Raw genomic sequence first — 23,408 nt, 5'->3', positions numbered from 1 at the left:
GTGTGCAAATATTTCTGAAAATTATTCCTCCAGCTTCAAAAGCGGTTCCTGAAAGCGCAGCAAACGCCCGGCATTACCCAGTACCAGCAAGGTACTGAGGTTATGCAACACCGCCGCAATCATCGCGCCCGCCGCCCCTAGCCAGCCAAACGCGGCAAACACGACGATGGCCAACGTCCACCCCAGGCCAATGATCACGTTGACCTGCAACGTCTGCCGACACTGGCGACTCAAACGCACGCACGTGCCCAGGCGCCGCAGGTCGCTGCCGATCAACACCACGTCTGCCGAGGCCAACGCGATGTCTGCCCCGCCCGCGCCCATGGCTACGCCGACCACACCGGCCTTGAGCGCCAGCGAATCGTTGATGCCGTCGCCCACCACCATGGGCCGGAAGCCGCTGGCGATTTCACCCAGCACCCGGTTGAGCTTGTCTTCCGGCAACGCTTGGGCTTCGACGTCACTGATGCCCACGTCCAGCGCCAGGCTGTCGGCGACACTTTGGCGGTCGCCGGTGAGCAGCAACTGGCGACCCAGGCCCAGCTCACGCAATTCTTGCAGCGCCTGGCGGGCTTCCGGCTTGACGCTGTCGGCCAACAGCAGCCAGGCGAGAAACGCTCCGTTCAGCGCCAAACCGGCAATCGGGCCGTCATGGTTCGGGACAGGGGTGGTGACGATGCCCAATTGCTCGAACAACTCCGGCCGCCCCAGCGCCGCTTCACCGTCCTCGGTCTGTGCCACCACGCCCAGGCCCTGGCGTTCGCGGATGTCGGTCAACGCCAGCATTTGTTCCTGCGTCGCCAACCCCGCCAATGCCCGGCTGACCGGGTGGCTGCTGGCCGAACCTAAACTGGCCGCCAGGTTGAGCAACACCTGCCGGTCCGGTGCGGTGGTTTCGACCGATTGCAGACGCAGCGTGCCAAAGGTCAGGGTGCCGGTCTTGTCGACCACCAGGGATGTCAGGTCTGCCAGCTCCTCCAGGAACGCCGAGCTGCGAATCAGAATGCCATGGCGCGCTGCCACGGCAATCCCTGCAATGGCGGTAGCCGGCGCCGACAGCACCAATGCACACGGGCACGCTGCCACAAGCACGGCGAGCATCGCTTGCGCGTCATTGGTCACAAACCAGGTGACCGCCGCCAACAGCAACACCAACACCATATAACTGCCGGCATAGCGCTCCAGCAGCCGGGTGATCGGTGGCTTGGAGCGCTCGGCGTTCTGCATCAGCGCAATGACTTTGCCCAGGGTCGATTCATTGCCAGTGCGTGTCACTTGCAGGCGCAACAAACCATCAAGGTTGATCGCCCCGCCAAACACCTGCACGCCCACACTGGCTTCCAACGGCACCGACTCACCGGTAATCGGCGCGGTGTCCAGGCTCGCTTGCCCCGACAGCACCATACCGTCGGCGGGCACTCGGTCGCCGGCGCGCACTTCGACGACATCGCCAGTGCTCAGCGCGCCGTTGTCCACTTCAATAATGCTGCCGTCGGCCTGCACCAACCGCGCATGGCTGCGGGTCAGTTTGCCCAAGGCATGAATAGCCTCCTGGGAGCCAATCACGCTGCGCTCTTCCAGCACATGGCCAAAGATCATGATGATCGGCAGCAGCGCGGCGGTCAGCAGATCGCCGGTGGCCCAGGCGCCCAACATGGCCAAGGCGATAAGTTGGTCGGTGATGCCGTGCAAGCTGGGAAACCGCAAGCTGTACCAGGCCGAGCGCATTACCGGGACTGCCACCAGCAACGAAGCGACACCCAGCAGCAGCTGGCTCACACCGGTCTGGTCCGGCGCCAGCCAGCGCCATACCAGGCCCAGCACCAGCAACCCCAAGGCCAGCATGGCCAGGGTCAATTGCCGCGCAGCGCTACGCTGCTCGGCGGAGGTCAACATGGGTGCGCTCATTGCTCGGCTCCCTGGATGATCAATCGGGAGTCGTCTTTAGGGTCGACCGTGGTCACGGAACCTGCCTGGCCGAGAATCTTCGGCAGGCGCTCGCGGTACAGGCGCAGCAGCAAGCCTGGGTCTTTCACCTGGGCCAGGCTGGCCACGGTCGCGGTTTGCGCCTGGGCGTTGGCCAGCCGTTCACTGGCCTGCGCGTGGGCCACTTGCACCACGCGGTCGGCTTCCTGGTTGGCAGTCTGGGTGAGTTTTTCGGCGTCGGTGCGGGCGTTGGCCACGGCTTTATCCGCCTGCTGGCTGGCGGTCAGCACCGCGTTGAACGCATTCACCGCCGGGCCTGGCAGGCTGGATTGCACATCCACACGGGTGACTTCGATGCCCAAGCCCAAGCCGCTGGAAGTCAACTGTGCAAGGCGCTTGTTGATGCCTTGCACCAGGTCGCCACGTAGACGCTCACGGCGCTCGGCGGCACCGTTGTCGCTACCGATCAGTTCGGGCCGCGCCACCAGGATCGTGTCCAGATCGCGGGCCGCCGTGAGCGCCACGGCGCTGCGGGTCACCAGGCGATCCAACGCAGGCAGCACATGCTCGCCCTGCAACACAAACGCATACGGCTCGGTAACCTTGTAGAACACCCGCACATCCAGCTGCACCACCCCGGCATCGCCGGTCAGCAGGTACCCGGACCCGGCCAGGGCATCGCTGAGCGGCGTGGCGAAAGTGGCCACGCGGTCGGCCTGGACTGCCGCGTCAGAACGCAGCAGGTTCTCCACCCGTCGCTCGATCACCCGATCTGCCGCCGGCAACAGCACCACCTGCTCAAACGGCTGCGGCCAGGCCAGCAGCAGCCCGGCATTCTGGATGCGGTCCAAGGCGCCGAAGTGCAGCACCACCGCGCGGTTCTGCGGGTCGATCTGGCGTACGTTGGAAAACGCCCAGGCCAACGCCGCCAATACGGTCACCGCGTACAGCGCCAGAAAGGTCAGACGCCCTGCCTGGATCCAGGGGCTGTCCGGGCTGTCACGCTCGATCATGGCTGGACGTCCTTCGGCCCGTCGACCAAGGCGCGGAACGGCGCAGCGTCGGTGCGCAGGATAATCTTGGTGCCCGGCGTGACCACCGTGCCCAAGGTATCCAGCGAGCGCAGCAGGTTATATAGCTGCGGGTTGCCGGCGTAGGCACGGCCATAGATCTGCGCGGCTTCCACTCGCGATTGCGCTTCGATGTCGGCGGCTTTCACCGTGGCATCAGCCTGCACAATGCGTGCATCACGCTCAGCCGCCGAACGGATCTGCGCCGCTTCGCGCTTGCCCACGGCGGTGCGTTCGGTGGCGATGGTCTCGCGCTCGGCACGCATGCGGTCGACGGTGGCGGTGAGGGTCACCGACGGCAACGTCAGCCGTTCGATACCGACTTGAGCCACGCGTACGCCATAGGTAGTGAGCAATTGTTGATCAATTTGCTGGCGCAACTGGGCTTCGAAATCGGCAATGCGCACCTGGCTGGCATCGGTATTGATCAGGCTGGACAAGTCAAAGCTGGCCGCCGTGGTTTCCAGCGCCGAGCCGACAAAGGTGCGAATCTGCCGCGCCGCTTCATCCGGCTGGTTCTGCACCGCACGCATGAAGCGCTGCACATTGTCGGCATCGCCCTGCACCTGCCACGCCACATAGGCCTGCACGATGATGCGCAGGCCATCGCGGGTGCCCACATCCTGCAAACCGCTGGAGGTGGTGCGCAGGCGCAAATCCACCGGAATCGCCGCCTCGAACGGCGCCGGCCAGCGCCAGCCCAGGCCCGGTTCCAACAGCACCCGCGACGGGTTGCCGAAACGGGTGATCACCGTGGCCTCGCCGGAGCGCACTTGCACCAGGCTGGCGGCGGCGACCGCAAACAGCACCAGCAACACCGCCCAAGCCATGCGTCGCCACGGGAACGGGCCGGCGGTGTGTTCGTCACCGTGATGATGGTGGTGGTGATGGCCATGATGATGACCGTGATCGTGGGAATGAGCGCTCAACAGACAGACTCCTTATTGAACGGCTTTACGCGGCACCGAAGGATCGGCCGGCAAAGTAAAAGAACGCAGATCAATCGTCGGCGCACTGTCGGCACCCAGGCGATGATCCAGAATAAGCAGCTTGGCGTGGGCCAGGCCCTGGCTGAGTTGGCCGAGGTACTGTTCCAGCACGAAGGCCTTGCCCGCGGCGGCATAGGCCTTTTGTTCGGCGGCAAAACGCAGGTCGGCCGCCTGGGCGCCCGCGTTCACTTCGCGGGCGGTGGCCGTGGCCTGGTCGCGGGCAGTGCTGGCTTGCAGCAAGGCCTGGTTGGTTTGCTCACTGGCCGCGCCGCGTTCGCGGGAGATCAGGGCCTGGGCGCCGATCTGCGCCGCTTGCACACCGTGGTAGGCATTGGCGGCACCGGCCGGTGGGTGGATCGCTTCCACCACGGTGGCGAGGATTTCTACGCCGCTGTCGAGTTTCTGCAGATCCGCCTGCACCGCTCGGCCAATTTCATCGGCGAGGCTGGTGCGTTGTTCACCGAGCAACTCGTCGAGGGTGCGCGAGGCAAAATCGTGAACCAGGATGCGGCTGGCGGTGCTGCGGATCAGGGTTGGCACATCGGCGCTGTTATAAGTGGCGGCGAGCGCGGCTTTGTCGGTCAAGCCGATGCGGTAGACGAAACGCACATCCATATTGACGATCTGGAAACTCTGCTTGTCGCCACTGCTGCTGGCGATCACCTGGGATTTGTCATTCACATGGCTGGCGTCCCACAGCCGATTGGCGATCAGCGGCGCCGGGCCTTCAGCGGGCGCCAGCTCCGGGGTGGCGGCTTCGCTGACGCTGGTGGCCAACTCATGCACCACGCCGTTTTCCACAGTGATTACACGGCCCAATGGCCATGGCAACCCGGCGTGCAGGCCCGGGCCGAAGACCTCGACCGGTTTGCCGAAGCGCTCATAAATCCCACGCCCTTGCAGGGGCACTTCGTGCACGCCGGTCAATGCCCAACCTACCGCCAGCACCACCAGCAACACCGGCAGGAACGCACGGCGCATGTAGGTAAACGCCCAGATCTGGCGCAGGTCGATGCCGAAGCGGTTGTACAATTCGTGCTGCAAGGCAAGCAAGGGTTGCGGCGGCCAGCGCAGCAGCCCGGCGATAAAGCTTTGCGCCATCAGGCGCGGTTCCAGACGCGGCTGGCGCGGGCTGAACAGCGACAGCACGGCCCGCAGCAAGAACTCCACAGCGACCAGGGCAGGCAGTGCACCGATCAGCACCGCCAGGCGCAGCGGCCACACGGACTCGGCACCGGCAAACAACAGGCAAATCGCACTGACCACCGAGCAGATAATCGCCACCCGGCTCAATAGCGCCAGTTGTGAGGCTTCGGGCCATTGGGCGGCGGTTTCCTGGGCCAGGCGACGTTCGAACACCAGCAAACCGAAGGCCAGTACCAATGCCAACGCGGCACCGATGCTTGCCGATTGACCCAACGGCGCGGCAGGTAACGCCAGGTTCCAGAACTCGATAATGCTGACCAGCGCCAGCAGCGACCAACCGCCAAGCCACAACACCGGCGCGCCGATCTGCTTGCCAAAGCGCTCCAGAAGGCGCGCGTAGCGGCCCGAGTCTTCAACCGGCGCTTCAACCGCCGGTTCTTCCAGCGCCTGGGCACGCCAATCCGCTACCCACCACGCCGACTGCAAACCCGCCACCAGCAGCAGCAACGCCGACGCACCGTTGATCAACACCACCGGCCAGATCGACAACGGCGCAAACAGCGCGACAAACAACGCCAGCACCCAGCCAGCAACGGCCAGCACCGTCAGGCTGATGCCCGCTTGGCGCAATCGACGGGCGTGAAACAACCCCTGTTGAAAACGCGGAAGGCCTTCCACCGAAGCGCCGTCAGCTTCCAGATCCACTTGCATCCACTCAACGCCCGTTAACACACAATTAGTTACGATATAACACGGGGCGTGAAATTTTTGTCCGATAAACGCAGCTTTTGAATACAACCCAGATCCCCTGTGGGAGCGGGCTTGCTCGCGAAATCTGTCTGTCAGTTGATACAGCGGTTGACTGACCCACCGCTTTCGCGAGCAAGCCCGCTCCCACAGGGTAACTTCGTTGTGCCCAAGAGCGTGACCAACCCCCCATAAACACGTGCCATCACTGGTGAAGGCGCCGAATAGTCGGCACACTCCAGGCCAGATTTTCGCGGGTCCACGGACAAGGAAACGTCACTCCCCATGATCTCGATCTATCAGCTCAAGCCGCGCTTTCAGAACCTGCTGCGCCCTCTGGTGCAGCGCCTCTACGACAACGGCACCACCGCCAACCAAATTACGGTGCTGGCCGGTGTGATTTCACTGCTGGTGGGCCTGCTCATCGCCAGCTTCGCCCAACACCTGTGGCTGTTTGCGCTAATTCCGCTGTGGATGATCCTGCGCATGGCCCTCAACGCCATCGACGGCATGCTTGCCCGGGAATTCGGCCAGCAGTCACGCCTGGGCGCCTACCTCAATGAACTGTGCGACGTGATCGCCGACAGCGCGCTGATCCTGCCCTTTGCGCTGATCCCAGACGTCAGCCTGGCGCCAGTGCTGTTGGTGGCGCTGCTGGCGGTGTTCAGCGAATACGCCGGCGTACTGGGGCCAATGGTAGGGGCATCCCGCCGCTATGACGGGCCGATGGGCAAGAGTGACCGGGCGTTCGTGCTGGGCGTGCTGGCCACCGGTGTAGCGCTGGGCTGGCTGGGCGAGGGTTGGGTCGACGGGGTGATGTGGCTGGTGGCTGCCCTGCTCGCCTACACCCTGGTCAACCGAGTGCGCCAGGGCCTCAAAGAAGAACACACCTCACCGACTGCATAAGGAATTTGCAATGCGCGAACAGCAAGAGCACACCTTCAGTACCCATGATGGCGTCGAGCTTTTCTACCGGCACTGGCCGGCCACGGTGGGTGACGGGCCGCGCAAGGCGATCGTGTTGTTCCATCGCGGCCATGAGCATTCGGGGCGTATCGCCCATCTGGTGGATGAGCTGGACCTGCCGCAGTTCGACTTTTTTGCTTGGGACGCCCGCGGCCACGGCCAATCTCCCGGCGAACGCGGTGACAGCCCAAGCTTCGCCACCAGCGCCCGTGACGTGCAGACCTTTTGCGACCACATCGGCGCGGCCTATGGCATTGAGGAAGATAATTTCGCGGTTATCGCGCAAAGCGTCGGCGCCGTCATCGCCGCGACCTGGGTGCACGATTACGCACCGAAGATCCGCGCCTTGGTGCTGGCTTCTCCCGCGTTCAAGGTCAAGCTGTACGTACCGTTTGCCCGGCCGGGCCTGGCGTTGATGCGCAAGTTTCGCGGCAACTTTTTCGTCAACAGTTACGTCAAGGCCAAGTTCCTCAGCCATGACCCGCAGCGCGTGGCGTCCTACGACAATGACCCACTGATCACCAAGGCCATCTCGGTGAATGTGCTGCTGGGGCTGTACGAAGCCGCTGACCGGGTTGTGGCCGATGCACAGGCGATCCAGGTACCCACCCAACTGCTCATCTCCGGCTCGGACTTTGTGGTGCACCGCAAACCCCAGCAGCAATTTTTCGACCGCCTCGGCAGCCTGAAAAAAGAGCTGCACATTCTTCCCGGTTTCTTCCACGACACCTTGGGCGAACGCGACCGCGCCACCGCCGTGAGCAGTGCCAGGCGCTTTATCCTGCAGAACTTCGCACACCCGCTGGACCGTGCCTCGCTGCTCGACGCCGACAAAATCGGCGCCACCTGCGCCGAGTCCGAAGCCCTCGCCGCGCCGCTACCGCGCAACTCCCTGCGCGACCTGTACTGGCGCCTGACCCGCGCCAGCATGGGTCTGGGCAAGAATCTGTCGGACGGCGTGAAGCTGGGCTTCGACACCGGCTTCGACTCCGGTAGCACCTTGGACTACGTATACCGCAACACCCCCACCGGCAAGGGCGGGCTGGGGCGGATGATCGACACCAACTACCTCAACTCAATCGGCTGGCGTGGTATTCGCCAGCGCAAGCTGAACGTCGAGGAACTGCTGCGCCTGGCCATGGCTAAGCTGCGCGCGGATGATCGCGAAGTGCGCATTGTCGATATCGCCGCCGGTCACGGGCGCTACATTCTCGAAGCCTTGCAGGGCGTTTCGCCGCTGCCGGAGTCGATCCTGCTGCGCGATTACAGCGACATCAACGTACGCGACGGTGGCGCGCTGATTCGCGAGAAAGGCCTGGGGGATATTGCGCAGTTCGTCAAAGGCGACGCGTTTGATCGCCTCGATCTAGCGGCGCTGGAACCCAAGCCGACGCTGGCGGTGGTGTCCGGGTTATATGAATTGTTTGCCGATAACGGAATGGTCGGTGGTTCACTGGCAGGCCTGGCCGAAGCGGTTGAGCCTGGCGGTTATCTGGTCTACACCGGCCAGCCGTGGCACCCGCAACTGGAGCTGATCGCCCGCGCGCTGACCAGCCATCGCCAAGGCCAAGCCTGGGTGATGCGCCGCCGCAGCCAGGCAGAAATGGATCAACTGGTGGAGGCCGCCGGTTTCCGCAAGATCACTCAACGGGTGGACGAGTGGGGCATTTTCACCGTGTCCCTGGCACAGAAGATCTGAACATGCGCGAACCCGGCTTATTGAAACCAGCAGTCCTGTGGCTGCTGCTGTTGGCGCCGCTGTTTTTCAGCACCTACGGTTTTGCCACCTGGGTCACCAGCCAGCGCAGTGACGTCGGTACGATGGTGTTCGGCTGGGAAACCCATATGCCGTTCCTGGCCTGGACCATCGTGCCCTACTGGTCCATCGACCTGCTCTACGGGTTCTCCCTGCTGCTGCCGAACACCCGGCATGAGTTGAAGCAACATGCGCTGCGCCTGCTGAGCGCGCAGGTGATCGCGGTGAGCTGCTTCCTGATCTGGCCGCTGCGCTTCACCTTCGAGCGGCCGGAGCTGGATGGCGTGTTCGGTTGGCTGTTTGCGGTGCTGGCAGGGTTCGACAAACCCTTCAACCAGGCGCCATCACTGCACATCGCGTTGTTGGTAATCCTGTGGGTCATGTACCAACGCCATACCCAGGGCGTGTGGCGTTGGCTGGTACACGGCTGGTTCGCGTTGATCGGCATTTCGGTGCTGACCACTTATCAACACCACTTTATCGACTTACCCACAGGCGCCCTCGCCGGTTGGATGTGTGTGTGGTTGTGGCCAGTGGAGCACCCAAGCCCGCTGTTGAATGCTCGCCTGACATGGGATGTTGCACGCTGGAAGATCGGTGTGCGCTACGGACTGGGGGCCTTGATCCTGGTGATCCTCGCCTTTGTACTGGGCGGCGCGTGGCTGTGGATACTGTGGCCTGCGGTTTCCCTGGCGTTGATCAAGGCCAACTACTTCGTACTCGGCGCCTCGGGTTTTCAAAAACGTAGTGACGGTCGGCTAACCCCTGCGGCGCGCTGGCTGTATGCGCCCTATCTGGCGGCTGCCTGGATCAACTCACGCCTGTGGACACGCAAGCATCCACAGCCCGACATGATTGTGGATAACATTTGGCTCGGTCGTATTCCTACGAAGAGTGAGCAGGAACCCTTCAAGGCAATTGTCGATCTCTGCGCCGAACTGCCGATTAATCCACAGGGTCGTGCTTATCAATCGATTCCCGTACTGGACCTGATCGCCCCCACGTCCACTGAATGCCTGCACGCCGCCCAAGCCATCGAGCGCCTGCGCTCACACGGCCCGCTGCTGGTGTGCTGCGCACTCGGATACTCGCGCAGCGCCACCGCCGTCGCCGCCTGGTTGCTGCATACCGACCGCGCCACCACAGTGGAGCAAGCGCTGACTATTATTCGTACAGCGCGGGCCGATGTGGTCCTGCATCCTGCTCACCGTAAAGCGTTGGAGGGTTTGCCCCATGCCCGCTGATATGGAACTCCAGGTCGTCGCCAGCCTGCTGCGTCGAGGCCGTTCGCTGGATCAGTTATCCACAGGCCTGACCTTGCTCGGCGTACTGTTCGGTCTCGCACAACTCTTGTTGGCGAGCATTTCCACGATCTGCCTGCTGCTGGCCCTGTGGATGATTATTCTCGGGCTGCTGCAAAAGTATTGGGCGCTGCGCGTGGCCTTCGATGCGGACCTGTTCAACCTGCTCGCGCGCGATATCGAGCGCACCGCCGACTTCGACCAAGCCATGCAAACCCTGGGTCTACAATCGCCCAAACGTGCCGGCCGCCCTTGGGCAGAGCGCCGTCGCGGCGCCCTCAAACTGCTGCGTAAACAAGCCTGGCTGCTCGGCGCGCAAGCGCTGCTGACCCTGTGCGTGATCCTTGCCAGCCCTTGGCTGCCTTTCGCCGGATAAGGAATTCCCATGTTCGAACCCCTGGTTGCCACGCTGATCACCTCCATGGCCCGCACCGTGACTGGCGCCCGCAGCCTATGGCTGGGTTGCGCGCCGGTGCCGGTGCAGCGCATCTACTTCGCCAACCACAGCAGCCACGGCGATTTCGTGCTGCTGTGGGCGTCGTTGCCACAGAACCTACGCAAATTCACCCGCCCGGTGGCCGGCAGCGACTACTGGAACACAAGTGCCCTGCGCCGCTACATCATCAACCGCGTGTTCAACGGCGTACTCATCGACCGCGAACGCAAAGACCCTGTGGATAACCCCTTGCAGCCGATGCTCAATGCCTTGGAGAGCGGCGACTCGCTGATCATCTTCCCCGAAGGCACGCGCAACCTGGAAGACGGCCTGCTGCCGTTCAAAAGCGGCCTCTACCACCTGGCTAAAAGTTACCCACAGGCTGAATTGATTCCGGTGTGGATCGCCAACCTCAACCGGGTCATGCCCAAGGGCCGCGTGCTACCGCTGCCCTTGCTGTGCACCACCAGCTTCGGCGCACCGCTGCAATTGGAAGAGGGCGAAGACAAAGCAGTGTTCCTCGCCCGCAGCCGCGATGCCCTGCTCGCCCTTGCCCCGGAGCACGCTTGATATGCACAGCCAGACCATAATGTTGTTCGGCGGCATCGGCGCGATTCTGGTGCTCGCCTCACTGATCGGCCTGATCCTCAAACTGCGCACCCGGGGCACGCCCAATGCGGTGATCGACAACCTCAACGCCCGCATCAACGCTTGGTGGGTGATGGTGGTTGTCATCGGCATCGCCTTCTGGCTCGGTACCGGCGCGGTGATCCTGTTGTTCTACGCGGTGTCGTTCTATGCGCTGCGCGAATTTCTCACCCTAACGCCCACTCGCAGCAGTGATTACCCGGCGTTGGTGGCGGCGTTTTACGTGGCACTGCCACTGCAATACCTGCTGATCTACTCGGACTGGTACGGGTTGTTCTCAATCTTCATCCCGGTGTACGTGTTCTTGCTGCTGCCGATCCTCGCTTCTCTGGGCGGCGACAGCACACACTTCCTGGAACGCGCCTCGAAAGTGCAGTGGGGCCTGATGATCGCGGTGTTCTGCGTGTCTTTCGTGCCTGCCCTGCTCACCCTCGACATCCCCGGCTACGAGGGCCGTAACCTGCTGTTGATCGCCTACCTGGTGATCGTGGTACAGCTGTCGGACGTACTCCAGTACGTGTGTGGGAAGTTGTTCGGCAAACACAAGATCGCGCCCAACCTGTCGCCCTCCAAAACCGTGGAAGGCTTTGTCGGCGGCATCCTGCTGTCGTCCCTGATCGGCGCCGCACTGTGGTGGACCACACCGTTCAATCCCTGGCAGTCGTTTTTGATCGCGCTGTTGATCAACCTGCTGGGCTTTGCCGGCGGCATCGTGATGTCGGCGATCAAGCGCGACCGAGGCGTGAAGGACTGGGGGCACATGATCGAAGGTCACGGCGGCATGCTCGATCGGCTGGATTCAGTGTGTTTTGCGGCGCCGATCTTCTTCCACCTCGTGCGGTACTGGTGGACCTGACACCATCACTTTCAGGCCGGGTAAAGATCAAAATGTGGGAGCGGGCTTGCTCGCGAAGGCGGTGTGTCAGCCACTTGATAAGTTGGCTGACACACCGCCTTCGCGAGCAAGCCCGCTCCCACATAGGTTTGCGTTGAAACCTGAAAATTTGTATCAAAGACGCGTGTAAGATACGCCGCACTTAGCCAGGGATGCTCACCATGTTCGACTCGTTCAAAGCGATCAGCCGCCGCATTGTCGGCGCGTTACTGACTGTGGTGGGAGCCGTCTTTGGCCAGTGGCATCCGCCGTTCTGGCTGCGTGCTATCGGCAACGGCCTGGCAAGCCTGGGCCACAAGGCCCGTGCTTATCCGCGTCAGACCGGAGCAGGCATAGTGGGCCTGGTGTTGCTGGCAGCCGCCGGGTTCTACGGCTGGCACTGGTACACCAACCTGCCGCAGCCCCACACCGTGGGTTATTCGCTGCACAAGCCCAACCTCACCGACTACACCCAGCCGACGCCGGTTGTGGATAACTTGCAGGTGCGCTTCGCCGAGTCCGTGGCCCCGCTGGCAGCGATTGGCAAGCCAGTAACCGAAGGCATCACCCTCAAACCTACTGCGGCTGGCACTTGGCGCTGGTCGGATGACCGTACCCTGCTGTTCGTGCCGGACAAAGATTGGCCCATCGACACCGGGTATACCCTCGACCTGGCCAAGAAAAACCTGCTGGCCGATGGCGTACTGCTCAACCAATACAGCAGCCAGTTTTCCACCCAGCCGTTCCGCGCCACGCTGGCGCAAAACGAGTTGTATCAAGACCCGACCAACCCGACGCTGAAACAGCTGGTAGCGACCTTCCATTTTTCCCATCCGGTGGATGAAGACAGCCTACGCAAACGCGTGTCGGTAACCCTCGGCAAAGGCCTGGCGTACCGCGACGCCCAGTTGCCGAACCGTCCGGAAATCACGTTCGACGATAAGCGACTGAACGCCTACGTCCGTTCCGCCGCGCTGGCTACCCCCCTGGAAAGCACCCCCGTCAGCGCCAAACTCGACCAAGGTATCAAGGCACGTGACGGTGGCAATGCCAGCACCGCGCCGTTGGTGGCGGAAGTCACCGTCCCCGGTCGCTATCGCCTGACGTTTACCGGCGCCGAAGTGAGCTTTGTCGATAACGAACGCGGCGAGCCAGAACCGGTACTGATGTTCAGCAGCTCCAGTGCCGTGGCCGACGAGACCATCGCCGGTAAGGTGCAAGCCTGGCTGCTGCCGGAAAAAGCCCAGGACGATACCCGCCCCTATTACAGCAACGACATCGACGACGCCCTGCTCGCCCGCAGCACCAAGGTCAACCTGACCCACGTACCGAGCGTGGAACCGCTGAACACCTTGCACGCCTTCAAGTTCAAGGCGCCGGCCGGTCGTGCTATCTACGTGCGCGTCCCTGCCAACCTGGAAGCCATCGGCGGCTATCTGGCGAAGAATCCTACGGCGTCGTTGATCAGCATGCCGGCCTATCCGCGTACCTTGCAGTTCTTGTCTGACGGTGCGTTGCTCAGCCTCAACGGTGAAAAACGCCTGGGCTTCATGGCCCGTGGTGTACCCGGTGCCCATGTGGAAATCGCTCGCCTGCTGCCTAACCAATTGCAGCACCTGGTGGACCAGAGCAGTGGCAGCTTTGCCCGGCCGAACTTTGGCAACGAGTACTTCGACCGTATGGTTGAACGTCAGTCACTGGATATTGCGCTGTCTTCCAACGATCCGGCAAAAACCGTGTACGACAATGTGGACTTGAGCCACTACCTCACCGCCAACGGTGGTCGGCGCGGCATCTTCGTGCTCAAGCTCAGCCCGCAGGACGACCCGGCCCCGCGCACGTTCGAATACGACCGCAGCAGTACCAGCGACCTGCGTTTCATCGTGGTGACCGACCTCGGCATCATTGCCAAGCGCTCCAGCGACGGTAGTCATGATGTGTTTGTGCAATCTATCGGCAACGGTTCGCCCGTGTCTGATGCACAGGTCGACATCATTGGCCGCAACGGTTTGCCGGTGAGCAGCGGCCGCACCGACGCCGAAGGCCATGCGCATTTCGCCAAGCTGGATGAACTACGCCGTGAGAAAACACCACTGATGTACGTAGTCACGCGCGGTAACGACCAGTCGTTCCTGCCGATTGCCCGCCAGTCCCAGCAGCTGGATTTGTCGCGCTTTGACGTAGGCGGTTTGGAAGAAGACGGTGCGATCGATCGCCTCAGCGCCTACCTGTTTACCGACCGTGGCCTGTACCGACCCGGTGAAACCGCACACCTGGGCATGATCGTGCGCACCGGTAATTGGAAAGGTGCCCTGCAAGGCCTGCCGGTTGAGCTGCAGATCACCGACCCGCGCGGCCTCGAAGTTATTCGCCAACCATTGAAGCTGTCCGCCAGCGGTTTTGAAACCTTTGATTTCCCCAGCAGCGAAGTCGCACCCGCCGGGGACTACACCGCGACCTTGCAGTTGATTGGTCAAAAACAGACCCGCACCGATCTGGGCAGCGTGAGTTTCAAGGTCCGCGACTTTGAACCAGACCGCATGAAGGTCAGCCTGAGCCTGCATGACACCCCTGTGCAGGGCTGGATTCCACCGGACCAAGTGGTAGCCAAAGTCACCGCGATGCACCTGTTCGGCGCGCCAGCGGCCGGTCGGCGTGTCACCGCGAAGATGTCCTTGAGCCCAACGCTCGCGGCATTCGACCGCTACCCCGATTACCGTTTCCGCCTCAACGATTCCCTGGAGGACGCCAGCACCGAAGACCTGGCCGAGACCACCGTCGACGACAACGGCCAGGCCGTGCTCGACCTCAACCTGCAACGCTTCGCCAACAGCACCTACCGCCTGCAGGTAATGACCCAGGTATTCGAAGCCGAAGGCGGTCGTAATGTGGCAGCACAAAGTGCGTTGCTGGTGTCGTCCGCGCCCTACCTGATCGGTGTGAAAAGTCAGGATTCGCTGTCGTACGTAGCCAAGGATGCGCCGCGTCAGGTGCAATGGCTGGCCGTCGCGCCAGACCTGTCGCCGCTGGCGGTGGATGGCCTGACCACTGAAGTGGTCGAGCACCGTTACGTGTCGGTACTGGTGAAACAATCCAACGGCACCTACAAGTACGAGTCGCGCATCAAGAACATCAGCCAACCGGCTTCCCCACTGGTGATGACCCAGGAAGGCGCCAAGCAGGCCCTGAATACCGGCACCCCGGGGGATTTCACCCTGCAACTCAAGGATGCCAACGGCAACCTGCTCAACCAGATCGACTACAGCGTGGCCGGGCGCGGCAACACCTCGCGCTCCCTGGAGCGCAACGCCGAACTGCAACTGCGCCTGGATAAACGCAGCTACGCCACGGGTGACGAGATTGCGATCAGCATTCGTGCGCCCTACACCGGCGCCGGTTTGATCACCATTGAGCGCGACAAGGTCTACACCCAGCAGTGGTTCAAAGCCGACAGCACCAACAGCGTGCAACACATCCGCGTGCCTGCGGGGCTTGAAGGCAATGCCTACGTCAACGTGCAGTTTGTGCGGGACATGGGCTCGGCCGAGGTGTACATGAGCCCACTGTCCTACGGCGTGGTGCCGTTCAGTATCAACCTGGATGCGCGACGCATGGCCTTGAAAGTTGAAGGCCCGGCGAAGATCGAGCCGGGGCAGGTGCTGGATATCAAGGTCAACGCTGACCGCCCGGGCCGCGCAGTGGTGTATGCGGTGGACGAAGGCATCCTGCAAGTCGCGCGTTACCAGACACCGGACCCGTTGGGCTTCTTCTTCCAGAAACGTGCGTTGGAAGTAGGCACCAGTCAGATCCTTGACCTGATCCTGCCGGAATTCAGCCGACTGCTCAGTGGGGCAGCGCCCGGTGGCGATACGGAAGGCGCCCTGGCCAATCACCTGAACCCATTCAAGCGTAAACACCAGCCGCCGGTGGCCTGGTGGTCCGGCTTGGTGGACCTGCCGGCCGGCGAAACCGTACTGCATTACCAAGTGCCAGACAGCTTCAACGGCAAGCTGCACCTGTTTGCCGTGGCGGTGGACAACGACAGCGTCGGCGTCAGCGAAGCCAACACCGAAGTGCGTGGGCCGATCGTGATCACGCCAAACGTGCCCGCCTTTGTGGCGCCAGGAGATGTGTTCAACGTGAGCGCCGGGGTGTTCAGCAACCTCGACGCGGCGGCAGATGTGAAGTTTGAACTGCAGACCAGCGACGGTCTGAACGTGCAGGGCGACAAAGGCAGCACCCTGTCCCTGCAACCGCGCAAGGAAGGCACCGCCGAGTTCAAGATCAAGGTGGGAGAAACCCTCGGCTCGGCGGACCTGCGTTTTGTCGCAGTGCTGCCCGATGGCAAGCGCATTCAAGTGGCGGAAACCACCTCGATCCGCCCTCTGAGTGAGCATCGCGTGGCATTGAGCCTGGGCCGCTTCGACAGCGCCAGCAAAGAGCTGAAACCCACCCGCGAGCTGTTTAGCCAACTGCGCGACGTGCAACTGGGCGTCGCGGCCTCACCGCTGGTATGGGCCAACGGCCTCAAGCATTACCTGGATGACTACGGCTATGCCTGCACCGAGCAATTGGTGTCCAAGGCCATGCCGGCGTTGATCTGGGGCGGCAACGCACCAGAGGCCGAACAAGCCTTCGGCAGCGCCGTGCGCATGCTGCGTCAACGCCAGAACCAGGCCGGTGGCTTTGGTTTGTGGGCAGCCAACCCGGACGTGGCGCCGTACGCCAGCCTGTACGCCACCGATTTCCTGATCGAAGCCAAGGAGCGCGGCTTGCCAGTACCGGAAGACCTGCTGGTGCGCTCGAATGCGTATCTGACAGACCTGGCCAACGGTCCTAGTGAAGGCCTGTCGGAATTGCGCAATCGCGCCTACGCCAGTTACCTGCTGAGCCGTCAGGGAATTCTGGTAAGCGGTGCCTTGAGCGATATCCGCGAGCGTTACGAGAGCTACTTCAAGGACACCTGGCAGAACGACCTGGGCGCCGCCTATTTGGCCGCCAGCTACAAGTTGCTCAAGCAGGATCGCCAGGCCGATGCCCTGTTCCGCAAAATCCCGTGGCGTTCCCTTGTGGATAAGTGGGAAAGCGACGGCCTGTACTACGACCCGCTGGTGCACGACGCCGAACACCTGCACCTGCTGGCGCGGCATTTCCCGGAGCTGATGGACGATGTGCCCACGGCGCTGCTGGATAAACTCGGCAAGCGCCTCAACGAGCAACGCTACAACTCGTTGTCGGCTGCGCTGTTGCTGCGGGCTCTGGACAACTATGGCCAGCGTGCGCAAAGCGACATGACCCTCAAGGCCACCGCTTGGCTTGGCGACAAGCAACAACAGTTGCTGGAAATGGCCGGCCAACCGCCTCGCTCTGCCGTACCAAGCGCCACGCAAAAGCTGGTGATGGAAAAATCCGACGGCCCTGCGGCGTTCTACATGCTCAGCGAAGCCGGTTTCGACAAGGGCGCCAAGCTCAAGCCGATCACCAATGGCCTGGAAATCATCCACGAGTACCTCGACCTCAAAGGCGAGCCGTTGAGCAAGGTGGCCGTAGGCGATGAGTTCCTCGTGCGCCTGCGCCTGCGGGCCACCGACCGTGACCAAGTGCAGCAAGTGGCCGTGGTCGACCTGCTGCCGGGGGGCGTCGAGCCTGTGTATAACTTGCCTCCAGAGCCGGAAGCAACCAGCACTGACGAGAGTGAAGGTGAGGAGTCCGACTATGTAGAGGACAACCAGGAAGAAGACACCTGGCAAGCGCCTATTGGCGAAACCGAGCTGAGCAACTGGCAGCCGGACTACGTGGACGTTCGCGATGATCGCGTAGTGTTGTACGGCACTGCACTGCGCGATGTAGGCACCTTCGTCTACCGCGTGCGCGCCACCAACGCAGGCACCTTCAATACGCCACCGGCCTACGCCGAAGGCATGTACGAAACCACCCTGCAAGGGCGCGGCAAAGTAGGCCAGCTTGAAATTACCAAGCCTTAAACGCCTGACGCCGCTGCTTGCAGCGGCGGTGCTGCTGGCGGGGTTGCGGTTGTGGCCGCATGCCCCGCTGGAAAACGCCGTGACCTCATCGCGGGTGGTGTTGGCCGATGACGGTTCGCTGCTGCGCATGACGCTGGCAGATGACGGCCAATACCGCCTGTGGCTGCCGCTGGAGCGGATATCCCCTTCATTGGTCGAAGCCTTGTTGCTCAAGGAAGACCGCAATTTCTACTGGCACCCAGGGGTGAATCCCCCGGCGTTGGTGCGCGCAGCCTTGGCCACCTACAGCGGTGGTCAACGCCAGGGCGGCTCGACCTTGAGCATGCAGTTGGCGCGGCGCTTGTGGGATCTGAACACGCGCCAGGTTCCAGGCAAGTTGCAACAGATGGCCTTGGCGCTGTGGCTGGAAGCGCGCTACAGCAAGCACGATATCCTTGAGGCCTACCTGAACCTGGCGCCCATGGGCGGCAATATCGAAGGTGCCGAGGCGGCCAGTCGTATTTACTTCGGTAAGTCTGCGGCGCAGTTGTCGCTGTCCGAAGCGCTGGCGCTGGCGGTGATTCCCCAGCAGCCGGGACGACGTGCGCGCTTCGGGCCCTCGCTGCAAAACGCCCGGCTGCGCTTGATGGCCGACTGGCGCGAGACTTATCCACAGGACCCGCGTAACGACAGTTTGCTGGACTTGCCTCTGGAGGCGCGTAACCGCCAGCAAATCCCCTTCCTGGCACCGCATTTGAGCGAACAACTGCTGGCGTCCCAGCCCGGCAACGAGCTCAACAGCACCCTCAACCTGCCATTGCAGCAGCTGCTTGAGCGCCTGATCACAGGTTTTATCAGCGAGCGACGCAGCACCGGTGTGGAAAACGCTACCGCAATTCTGATCGACGGCCGCGACCAGAGCGTCAAGGCACTGGTGGGTTCTGCGGATTACTTATCCACAAGCATCCACGGCCAGGTCAACGGCGTGCTGTCACGGCGCTCGCCGGGCTCGACGCTCAAGCCCTTCCTGTACGGGCTGGCGCTGGACCAGGGGGTGATCCACCCCATGAGCATCCTCAAGGACTTGCCGAGTAACTTCGGCTACTTTCAGCCGGAAAATTTCGACGGCAGTTTTGTCGGCCCCCTCACAGCGCGGGATGCGTTGATCCGTAGTCGCAATATCCCGGCCGTGTGGCTGGCCAGTCAGGTGAAGTCGCCGTCGTTGTATGGCCTGCTGCAACGCGCCGGTATCAAAGGCCTGCGTGACGAGAGCCATTACGGCCTGGCCCTGGCACTCGGCGGCGGCGAGATGACACCCGAGGAACTGGCGCGACTGTATGTGATGCTGGCCGGCGACGGGCATCTACGGCCATTGCGCTATGTGCAGGAGCAGCCGCAATCCACTGGGGCGCAACTGCTCACGCCCCAGGCGGCCTTTATGGTGCGCGACATGCTGCGTCGCAACCCGCGCCCGGATGGCTTGCCGGGCCGCCATTGGCGCACCGCGTGGAAGACCGGCACCTCGTGGGGTTTCCACGATGCCTGGAGTGCAGGCCTGGTGGGCCCCTACGTGCTGGTGGTGTGGGTAGGCAACTTCGATGGCCGGCCAAACCCTGCGTTCATCGGCGCCAAGACTGCCGCACCGTTGTTCTTCCGTATCGCCGACGCCCTGCCCCTGGCCTTGCCCAACGTGGTGATCAAGCCCGACAAGCCACCGGCCGGCCTGGTACGTATCGACGTCTGTGCCGCCTCCGGCGAGTTGCCCAACCGTTGGTGTCCGCAAACCCGCGAGACCTGGTACATCCCCGGTGTCTCGCCGATTCGCGTGTCCAACCTGCACCGCCCGGTATTGATCGACACACGCACAGGCAAGGCGGCGTGCCCGCCGTTCGAGGCGCAATACACCCGTGAGGAGGTCTTTGAATTCTGGCCCAGCGACGTGCAACGCCTATACCGTGCCGCGGGGCTACCGCGCCGCACGCCGCCCAATGTGATGAGAAACTGCCAGCCCAACCGCATCAGCGACCAGAGCGAAGCGCCGCAAATCCGTTCGCCGCTGACGCAAGTGAGCTATCAACTGCGCTTGTCTCAACCGCAGGAAAGCATCCCGCTGACTGCCAACGCGGCCAGCGATGCGGCGACGCTGTATTGGTTCGCTGATCAAACCTTGATCGGCCAGGACCCGCCGCAAGCCACGCTGAATTGGCGGCCGGGCAAGTCGGGGGAGTATCGATTGCGGGTCAGTGATGATCAGGGACGCAGTGTTAGTCGGGGGCTGAAGGTGGAATTCGTACCTTAGAACGCCCGCTCAATACAGGCGAGGTGCGAGTTCCACGTAGTGGGACTCACCGCCGCCCGTGGCGCCGGATAACCAACCCCACACGAAGGCCAGTGTGGTACGTCCTGCCTCATCAACGCCCACCGTTCCTTGCGACCAGCCGGCCAATAGCTCGCCTTCCGTGGTCAGGCACTGGAAAAGCAGTTCGAGGGTGTTCGGGCCTGTTACGCGCCCCACCTGCTGGCCGGTGCGAATCCGGCCACCTTGATAGGTACCCGAGATGGCCTCTCCGTCGACTTGGTAATGAAATACCGTGCCGGCGCCAGAGAGGCCTTGGGTGTTGTTCGCGACTGCAAACCGGCGACCGTGCAAACGGTCGCTGATTGGGGAAATAGGGGTATGCATCGAGGTCGAATCCTTTCGTCGGGCTGAACCTGGAGGCCCGATGGGCCTCCAGGACATGCCGTGTTACTCCACGGTCACCGACTTCGCCAGGTTACGCGGCTGGTCAACGTCGGTGCCCTTGAGCACGGCGACGTAGTACGACAGCAGTTGCAACGGGATGGTGTAGAGGATCGGCGACAAGGTGTCGTGGATGTGCGGCATGTTGATGACGTGGGTACCTTCGCCATTGGTCATGCCGGCTTTTTCGTCAGCGAACACCACCAGTTGGCCGCCACGGGCGCGTACTTCTTGCAGGTTGGACTTGAGCTTTTCCAGCAGTTCGTTGTTCGGCGCGACGGTCACCACCGGCATGTCGTCATCCACCAGGGCCAATGGGCCGTGTTTCAGCTCACCGGCTGGATAAGCTTCGGCGTGGATGTAGGAGATTTCCTTGAGCTTGAGCGAACCTTCCATCGCCACTGGGTATTGCGCGCCACGGCCGAGGAACAGGGTGTGATTCTTGTCGGCGAACAGTTCGGCGACTTTTTCCACGGTGCTGTCCATGGCCAGGGCTTCGCCGAGGCGGGCTGGCAGGCGACGCAATTCTTCGACCAGGGTGGCTTCAACACCCTCGGCCAGGGTGCCGCGCACTTGGCCCAGGGACAGGGTCAGCAGCAACAGGCCGACCAGTTGGGTGGTGAAAGCTTTGGTCGACGCTACACCGATTTCGCGACCGGCCTGGGTCAGCAGGGTCAGGTCCGACTCACGTACCAACGAGCTGATACTGACGTTGCAGATCGCCAGGCTGGCAAGGAAGCCCAGTTCCTTGGCATTACGCAGGGCGGCCAAGGTGTCGGCGGTTTCGCCGGACTGGGAGATGGTCACGAACAGGGTGTCGGGCTGCACCACGACCTTGCGGTAGCGGAACTCGCTGGCGACTTCGACCTGGCACGGAATGCCGGCCAGTTCTTCCAACCAGTAACGGGCAACCATGCCGGCGTGGTAGCTGGTGCCGCAAGCAACGATCTGTACATTGCGCACTTTGGCGAACAACTCGGCGGCTTGTGGGCCGAACGCGTTGACCAGCACTTGGTTCTGGCTCAAGCGACCTTCCAGCGTGCGCTGTACCACGGATGGCTGCTCGTGGATTTCCTTGAGCATGAAGTGACGGAACTCACCTTTGTCGGCGGCTTCGGCGCCGTCGCGGTATTGCACGGCTTCGCGCTCGACAGCGTTACCGTTGACGTCCCAGATCGCCACGCTTTCACGGCGGATGTCGGCAATATCGCCTTCTTCCAGGTACATGAAGCGGTCGGTAACCTGACGCAAGGCCAGTTGGTCGGAGGCAAGGAAGTTTTCGCCCAGGCCCAGGCCGATCACCAATGGGCTACCACTGCGAGCGGCTACTACGCGGTCTGGTTGGCTGGCGCTGACCACTGCCAGGCCGTAGGCGCCATGCAGTTCCTTGACCGTCGCCTTGAGGGCGGTGGTCAGGTCGCTGTGGTCCTTGAGTTTGTGGTTGAGCAGGTGGGCGATGACTTCGGTATCAGTGTCCGAAGTGAATACGTAGCCCAGGCCCTTAAGTTGTTCGCGCAGCACTTCGTGGTTTTCGATGATGCCGTTGTGCACCACCGCCAGGTCGCCGGAGAAATGCGGGTGAGCGTTACGCTCGCACGGCGCACCGTGGGTTGCCCAGCGGGTGTGGGCAATGCCAAGGCGGCCAACCAGAGGCTCACCCGCCAGGGCTTGCTCCAGCTCGCTGACTTTGCCTGGGCGGCGCATGCGTTCAAGCTTGCCGGCGTTGGTGAAGACAGCTACACCTGCGCTGTCATAACCGCGGTATTCCAGGCGCTTGAGGCCTTCGAGCAGGATGGGGGTAATGTTACGTTCAGCGACTGCGCCTACGATGCCACACATGGTGTTTCTCCTAGATGATTGCCGCGCATATCAGCGTAATGCCGCGGGCTTGGATCTGGTCGCGGGCCTCAAGCGGCAGGCGATCATCGGTGATAAGGGTATGGACGCTGCTCCAGGGCAGTTCCAGGTTGGGAATCTTGCGGCCGATCTTGTCGGATTCGACCATCACCACCACTTCGCGGGCGACCTCAGCCATCACGCGGCTCAGCCCCAGCAGTTCGTTGAAAGTGGTAGTGCCTCGCTCCAGGTCGATGCCGTCGGCGCCGATAAACAGTTGATCAAAGTCGTAGGAACGTAGCACTTGCTCGGCGACCTGGCCTTGGAACGAGTCCGAGTGCGGGTCCCACGTGCCGCCGGTCATCAACAGCACCGGCTCGTGCTCCAGTTCGCTCAGGGCACGGGCTACGTGCAAGGAGTTGGTCATCACCACCAAGCCAGGCTGGTGGCCCAGTTCAGGAATCATCGCGGCGGTGGTACTGCCACTGTCGATGATGATGCGGGCGTGTTCACGCAGGCGCATTACGGCGGCACGGGCGATAGCGCGCTTGTACACCGAGATCGGCTGAGCGGCGTCACCCACCAGTTCCTGCGGCATGGTGATTGCGCCGCCGTAGCGACGCAGCAGCAAGCCGTTGCTTTCGAGGGCAGCCAGGTCCTTGCGGATGGTCACTTCCGAGGTTTCGAAACGCTTGGCCAACTCGTCCACGCTCACTTCGCCCAATTCATTGAGCAAGGTGAGGATGTTGTGGCGCCGTTGGGGTGTATTTCGTTTCGACATGGTGATGATAAGTTTCGCTTCGAAAGATAACGAAGGCAATCAAAACCTATTAGCGAAAGGTCGTCAAGCGGGGGCGTAGAAAAATGTCGAAGTGACAGAGGGTAAATGTGGGAGCGGGCTTGCTCGCGAATGCGGTGTGTCAGTCAAATCATTCGGGTCTGACACACCGTATTCGCGAGCAAGCCCGCTCCCACATTGAATAGTTGTTGCTGATGAGATTGTGGATAAC

The 23,408-nt window shown here is 62.3% G+C and carries 15 protein-coding genes; 8 read left to right on the top strand and 7 right to left on the bottom strand.

The features are described from left to right. Positions 1-21: 21 nt before the first annotated feature. From HF257_RS16765 to hflK (HF257_RS16750), 4 genes are read right to left on the bottom strand one after another with little or no spacing between them, the layout of a single operon-like run. The gene (locus HF257_RS16765; RefSeq protein WP_185709593.1) at positions 22-1,908 is read right to left on the bottom strand and encodes a cation-translocating P-type ATPase; all 1,887 of its coding nucleotides are present in this window, start codon (positions 1,906-1,908) and stop codon (positions 22-24) included. After that, positions 1,905-2,939, bottom strand: coding sequence for a protease modulator HflK (hflK, locus tag HF257_RS16760; protein WP_185709594.1), 1,035 nt, complete (start codon positions 2,937-2,939; stop codon positions 1,905-1,907). Before hflK (HF257_RS16760) ends, HF257_RS16765 begins: the two co-directional genes overlap by 4 nt. Next, the gene (gene hflC / locus HF257_RS16755) at positions 2,936-3,928 is read right to left on the bottom strand and encodes a protease modulator HflC (RefSeq protein ID WP_185709709.1); all 993 of its coding nucleotides are present in this window, start codon (positions 3,926-3,928) and stop codon (positions 2,936-2,938) included. The genes hflK (HF257_RS16760) and hflC overlap by 4 nt, the downstream gene beginning before the upstream one ends. Before the next feature lie 9 nt (positions 3,929-3,937). After that, positions 3,938-5,842 carry a protease modulator HflK gene (gene hflK, locus HF257_RS16750; RefSeq protein ID WP_185709595.1) on the bottom strand — a complete coding sequence of 635 codons (1,905 nt, stop codon included), beginning with the start codon at positions 5,840-5,842 and terminating at the stop codon, positions 3,938-3,940. 321 nt (positions 5,843-6,163) lie between these two features. Here hflK (HF257_RS16750) and HF257_RS16745 point away from each other — a divergent pair, with 321 nt between their 5' ends. From HF257_RS16745 to pbpC, 8 genes are all read left to right on the top strand, one after another. Beyond that, positions 6,164-6,784, top strand: a complete 621-nt coding sequence (locus HF257_RS16745; RefSeq protein WP_185709596.1) for a CDP-alcohol phosphatidyltransferase family protein — start codon at positions 6,164-6,166, stop codon at positions 6,782-6,784. Positions 6,785-6,794: 10 nt separating this feature from the next. Beyond that, positions 6,795-8,543, top strand: coding sequence for a bifunctional alpha/beta hydrolase/class I SAM-dependent methyltransferase (locus HF257_RS16740; RefSeq protein ID WP_185709597.1), 1,749 nt, complete (start codon positions 6,795-6,797; stop codon positions 8,541-8,543). Positions 8,544-8,545: 2 nt separating this feature from the next. Further along, positions 8,546-9,844 (top strand): phosphatase PAP2/dual specificity phosphatase family protein, encoded by a 1,299-nt coding sequence (locus HF257_RS16735; RefSeq protein WP_185709598.1) that lies wholly within the window; start codon positions 8,546-8,548, stop codon positions 9,842-9,844. After that, positions 9,834-10,277 carry a hypothetical protein gene (locus HF257_RS16730; RefSeq protein WP_185709599.1) on the top strand — a complete coding sequence of 148 codons (444 nt, stop codon included), beginning with the start codon at positions 9,834-9,836 and terminating at the stop codon, positions 10,275-10,277. The genes HF257_RS16735 and HF257_RS16730 overlap by 11 nt, the downstream gene beginning before the upstream one ends. A gap of 9 nt (positions 10,278-10,286) precedes the next feature. After that, on the top strand, positions 10,287-10,907 hold the full coding sequence (locus tag HF257_RS16725) for a lysophospholipid acyltransferase family protein (RefSeq protein WP_185709600.1): 621 nt from the start codon (positions 10,287-10,289) through the stop codon (positions 10,905-10,907). Between the two features lies 1 nt (position 10,908). Next, a complete protein-coding gene (locus tag HF257_RS16720; RefSeq protein WP_185709601.1) occupies positions 10,909-11,841 on the top strand; it encodes a phosphatidate cytidylyltransferase in 933 nt (310 codons plus the stop codon). 200 nt (positions 11,842-12,041) lie between these two features. Beyond that, positions 12,042-17,843 carry an alpha-2-macroglobulin gene (locus HF257_RS16715; protein ID WP_185709602.1) on the top strand — a complete coding sequence of 1,934 codons (5,802 nt, stop codon included), beginning with the start codon at positions 12,042-12,044 and terminating at the stop codon, positions 17,841-17,843. Continuing rightward, positions 17,824-20,121, top strand: coding sequence for a penicillin-binding protein 1C (gene pbpC / locus HF257_RS16710; protein ID WP_185709603.1), 2,298 nt, complete (start codon positions 17,824-17,826; stop codon positions 20,119-20,121). Before HF257_RS16715 ends, pbpC begins: the two co-directional genes overlap by 20 nt. Before the next feature lie 9 nt (positions 20,122-20,130). Here the strand turns inward: pbpC and HF257_RS16705 are convergent, their stop codons facing one another. The 3 genes from HF257_RS16705 to HF257_RS16695 form a co-directional block, all read right to left on the bottom strand. Continuing rightward, positions 20,131-20,505, bottom strand: coding sequence for a hypothetical protein (locus HF257_RS16705; RefSeq protein WP_185709604.1), 375 nt, complete (start codon positions 20,503-20,505; stop codon positions 20,131-20,133). Between the two features lie 63 nt (positions 20,506-20,568). Beyond that, complete coding sequence (glmS, locus tag HF257_RS16700; RefSeq protein WP_185709605.1) at positions 20,569-22,401, bottom strand: glutamine--fructose-6-phosphate transaminase (isomerizing); 1,833 nt, start codon at positions 22,399-22,401, stop codon at positions 20,569-20,571. A 10-nt stretch (positions 22,402-22,411) separates the two neighbouring features. Further along, on the bottom strand, positions 22,412-23,179 hold the full coding sequence (locus tag HF257_RS16695; RefSeq protein ID WP_105695863.1) for a DeoR/GlpR family DNA-binding transcription regulator: 768 nt from the start codon (positions 23,177-23,179) through the stop codon (positions 22,412-22,414). Positions 23,180-23,408 lie beyond the last annotated feature (229 nt).

This window comes from Pseudomonas cremoris, from assembly GCF_014230465.1.
The sequence above is the reverse complement of the archived record's forward strand: the minus strand, read 5'-3'. Positions and strand labels throughout refer to the sequence as shown.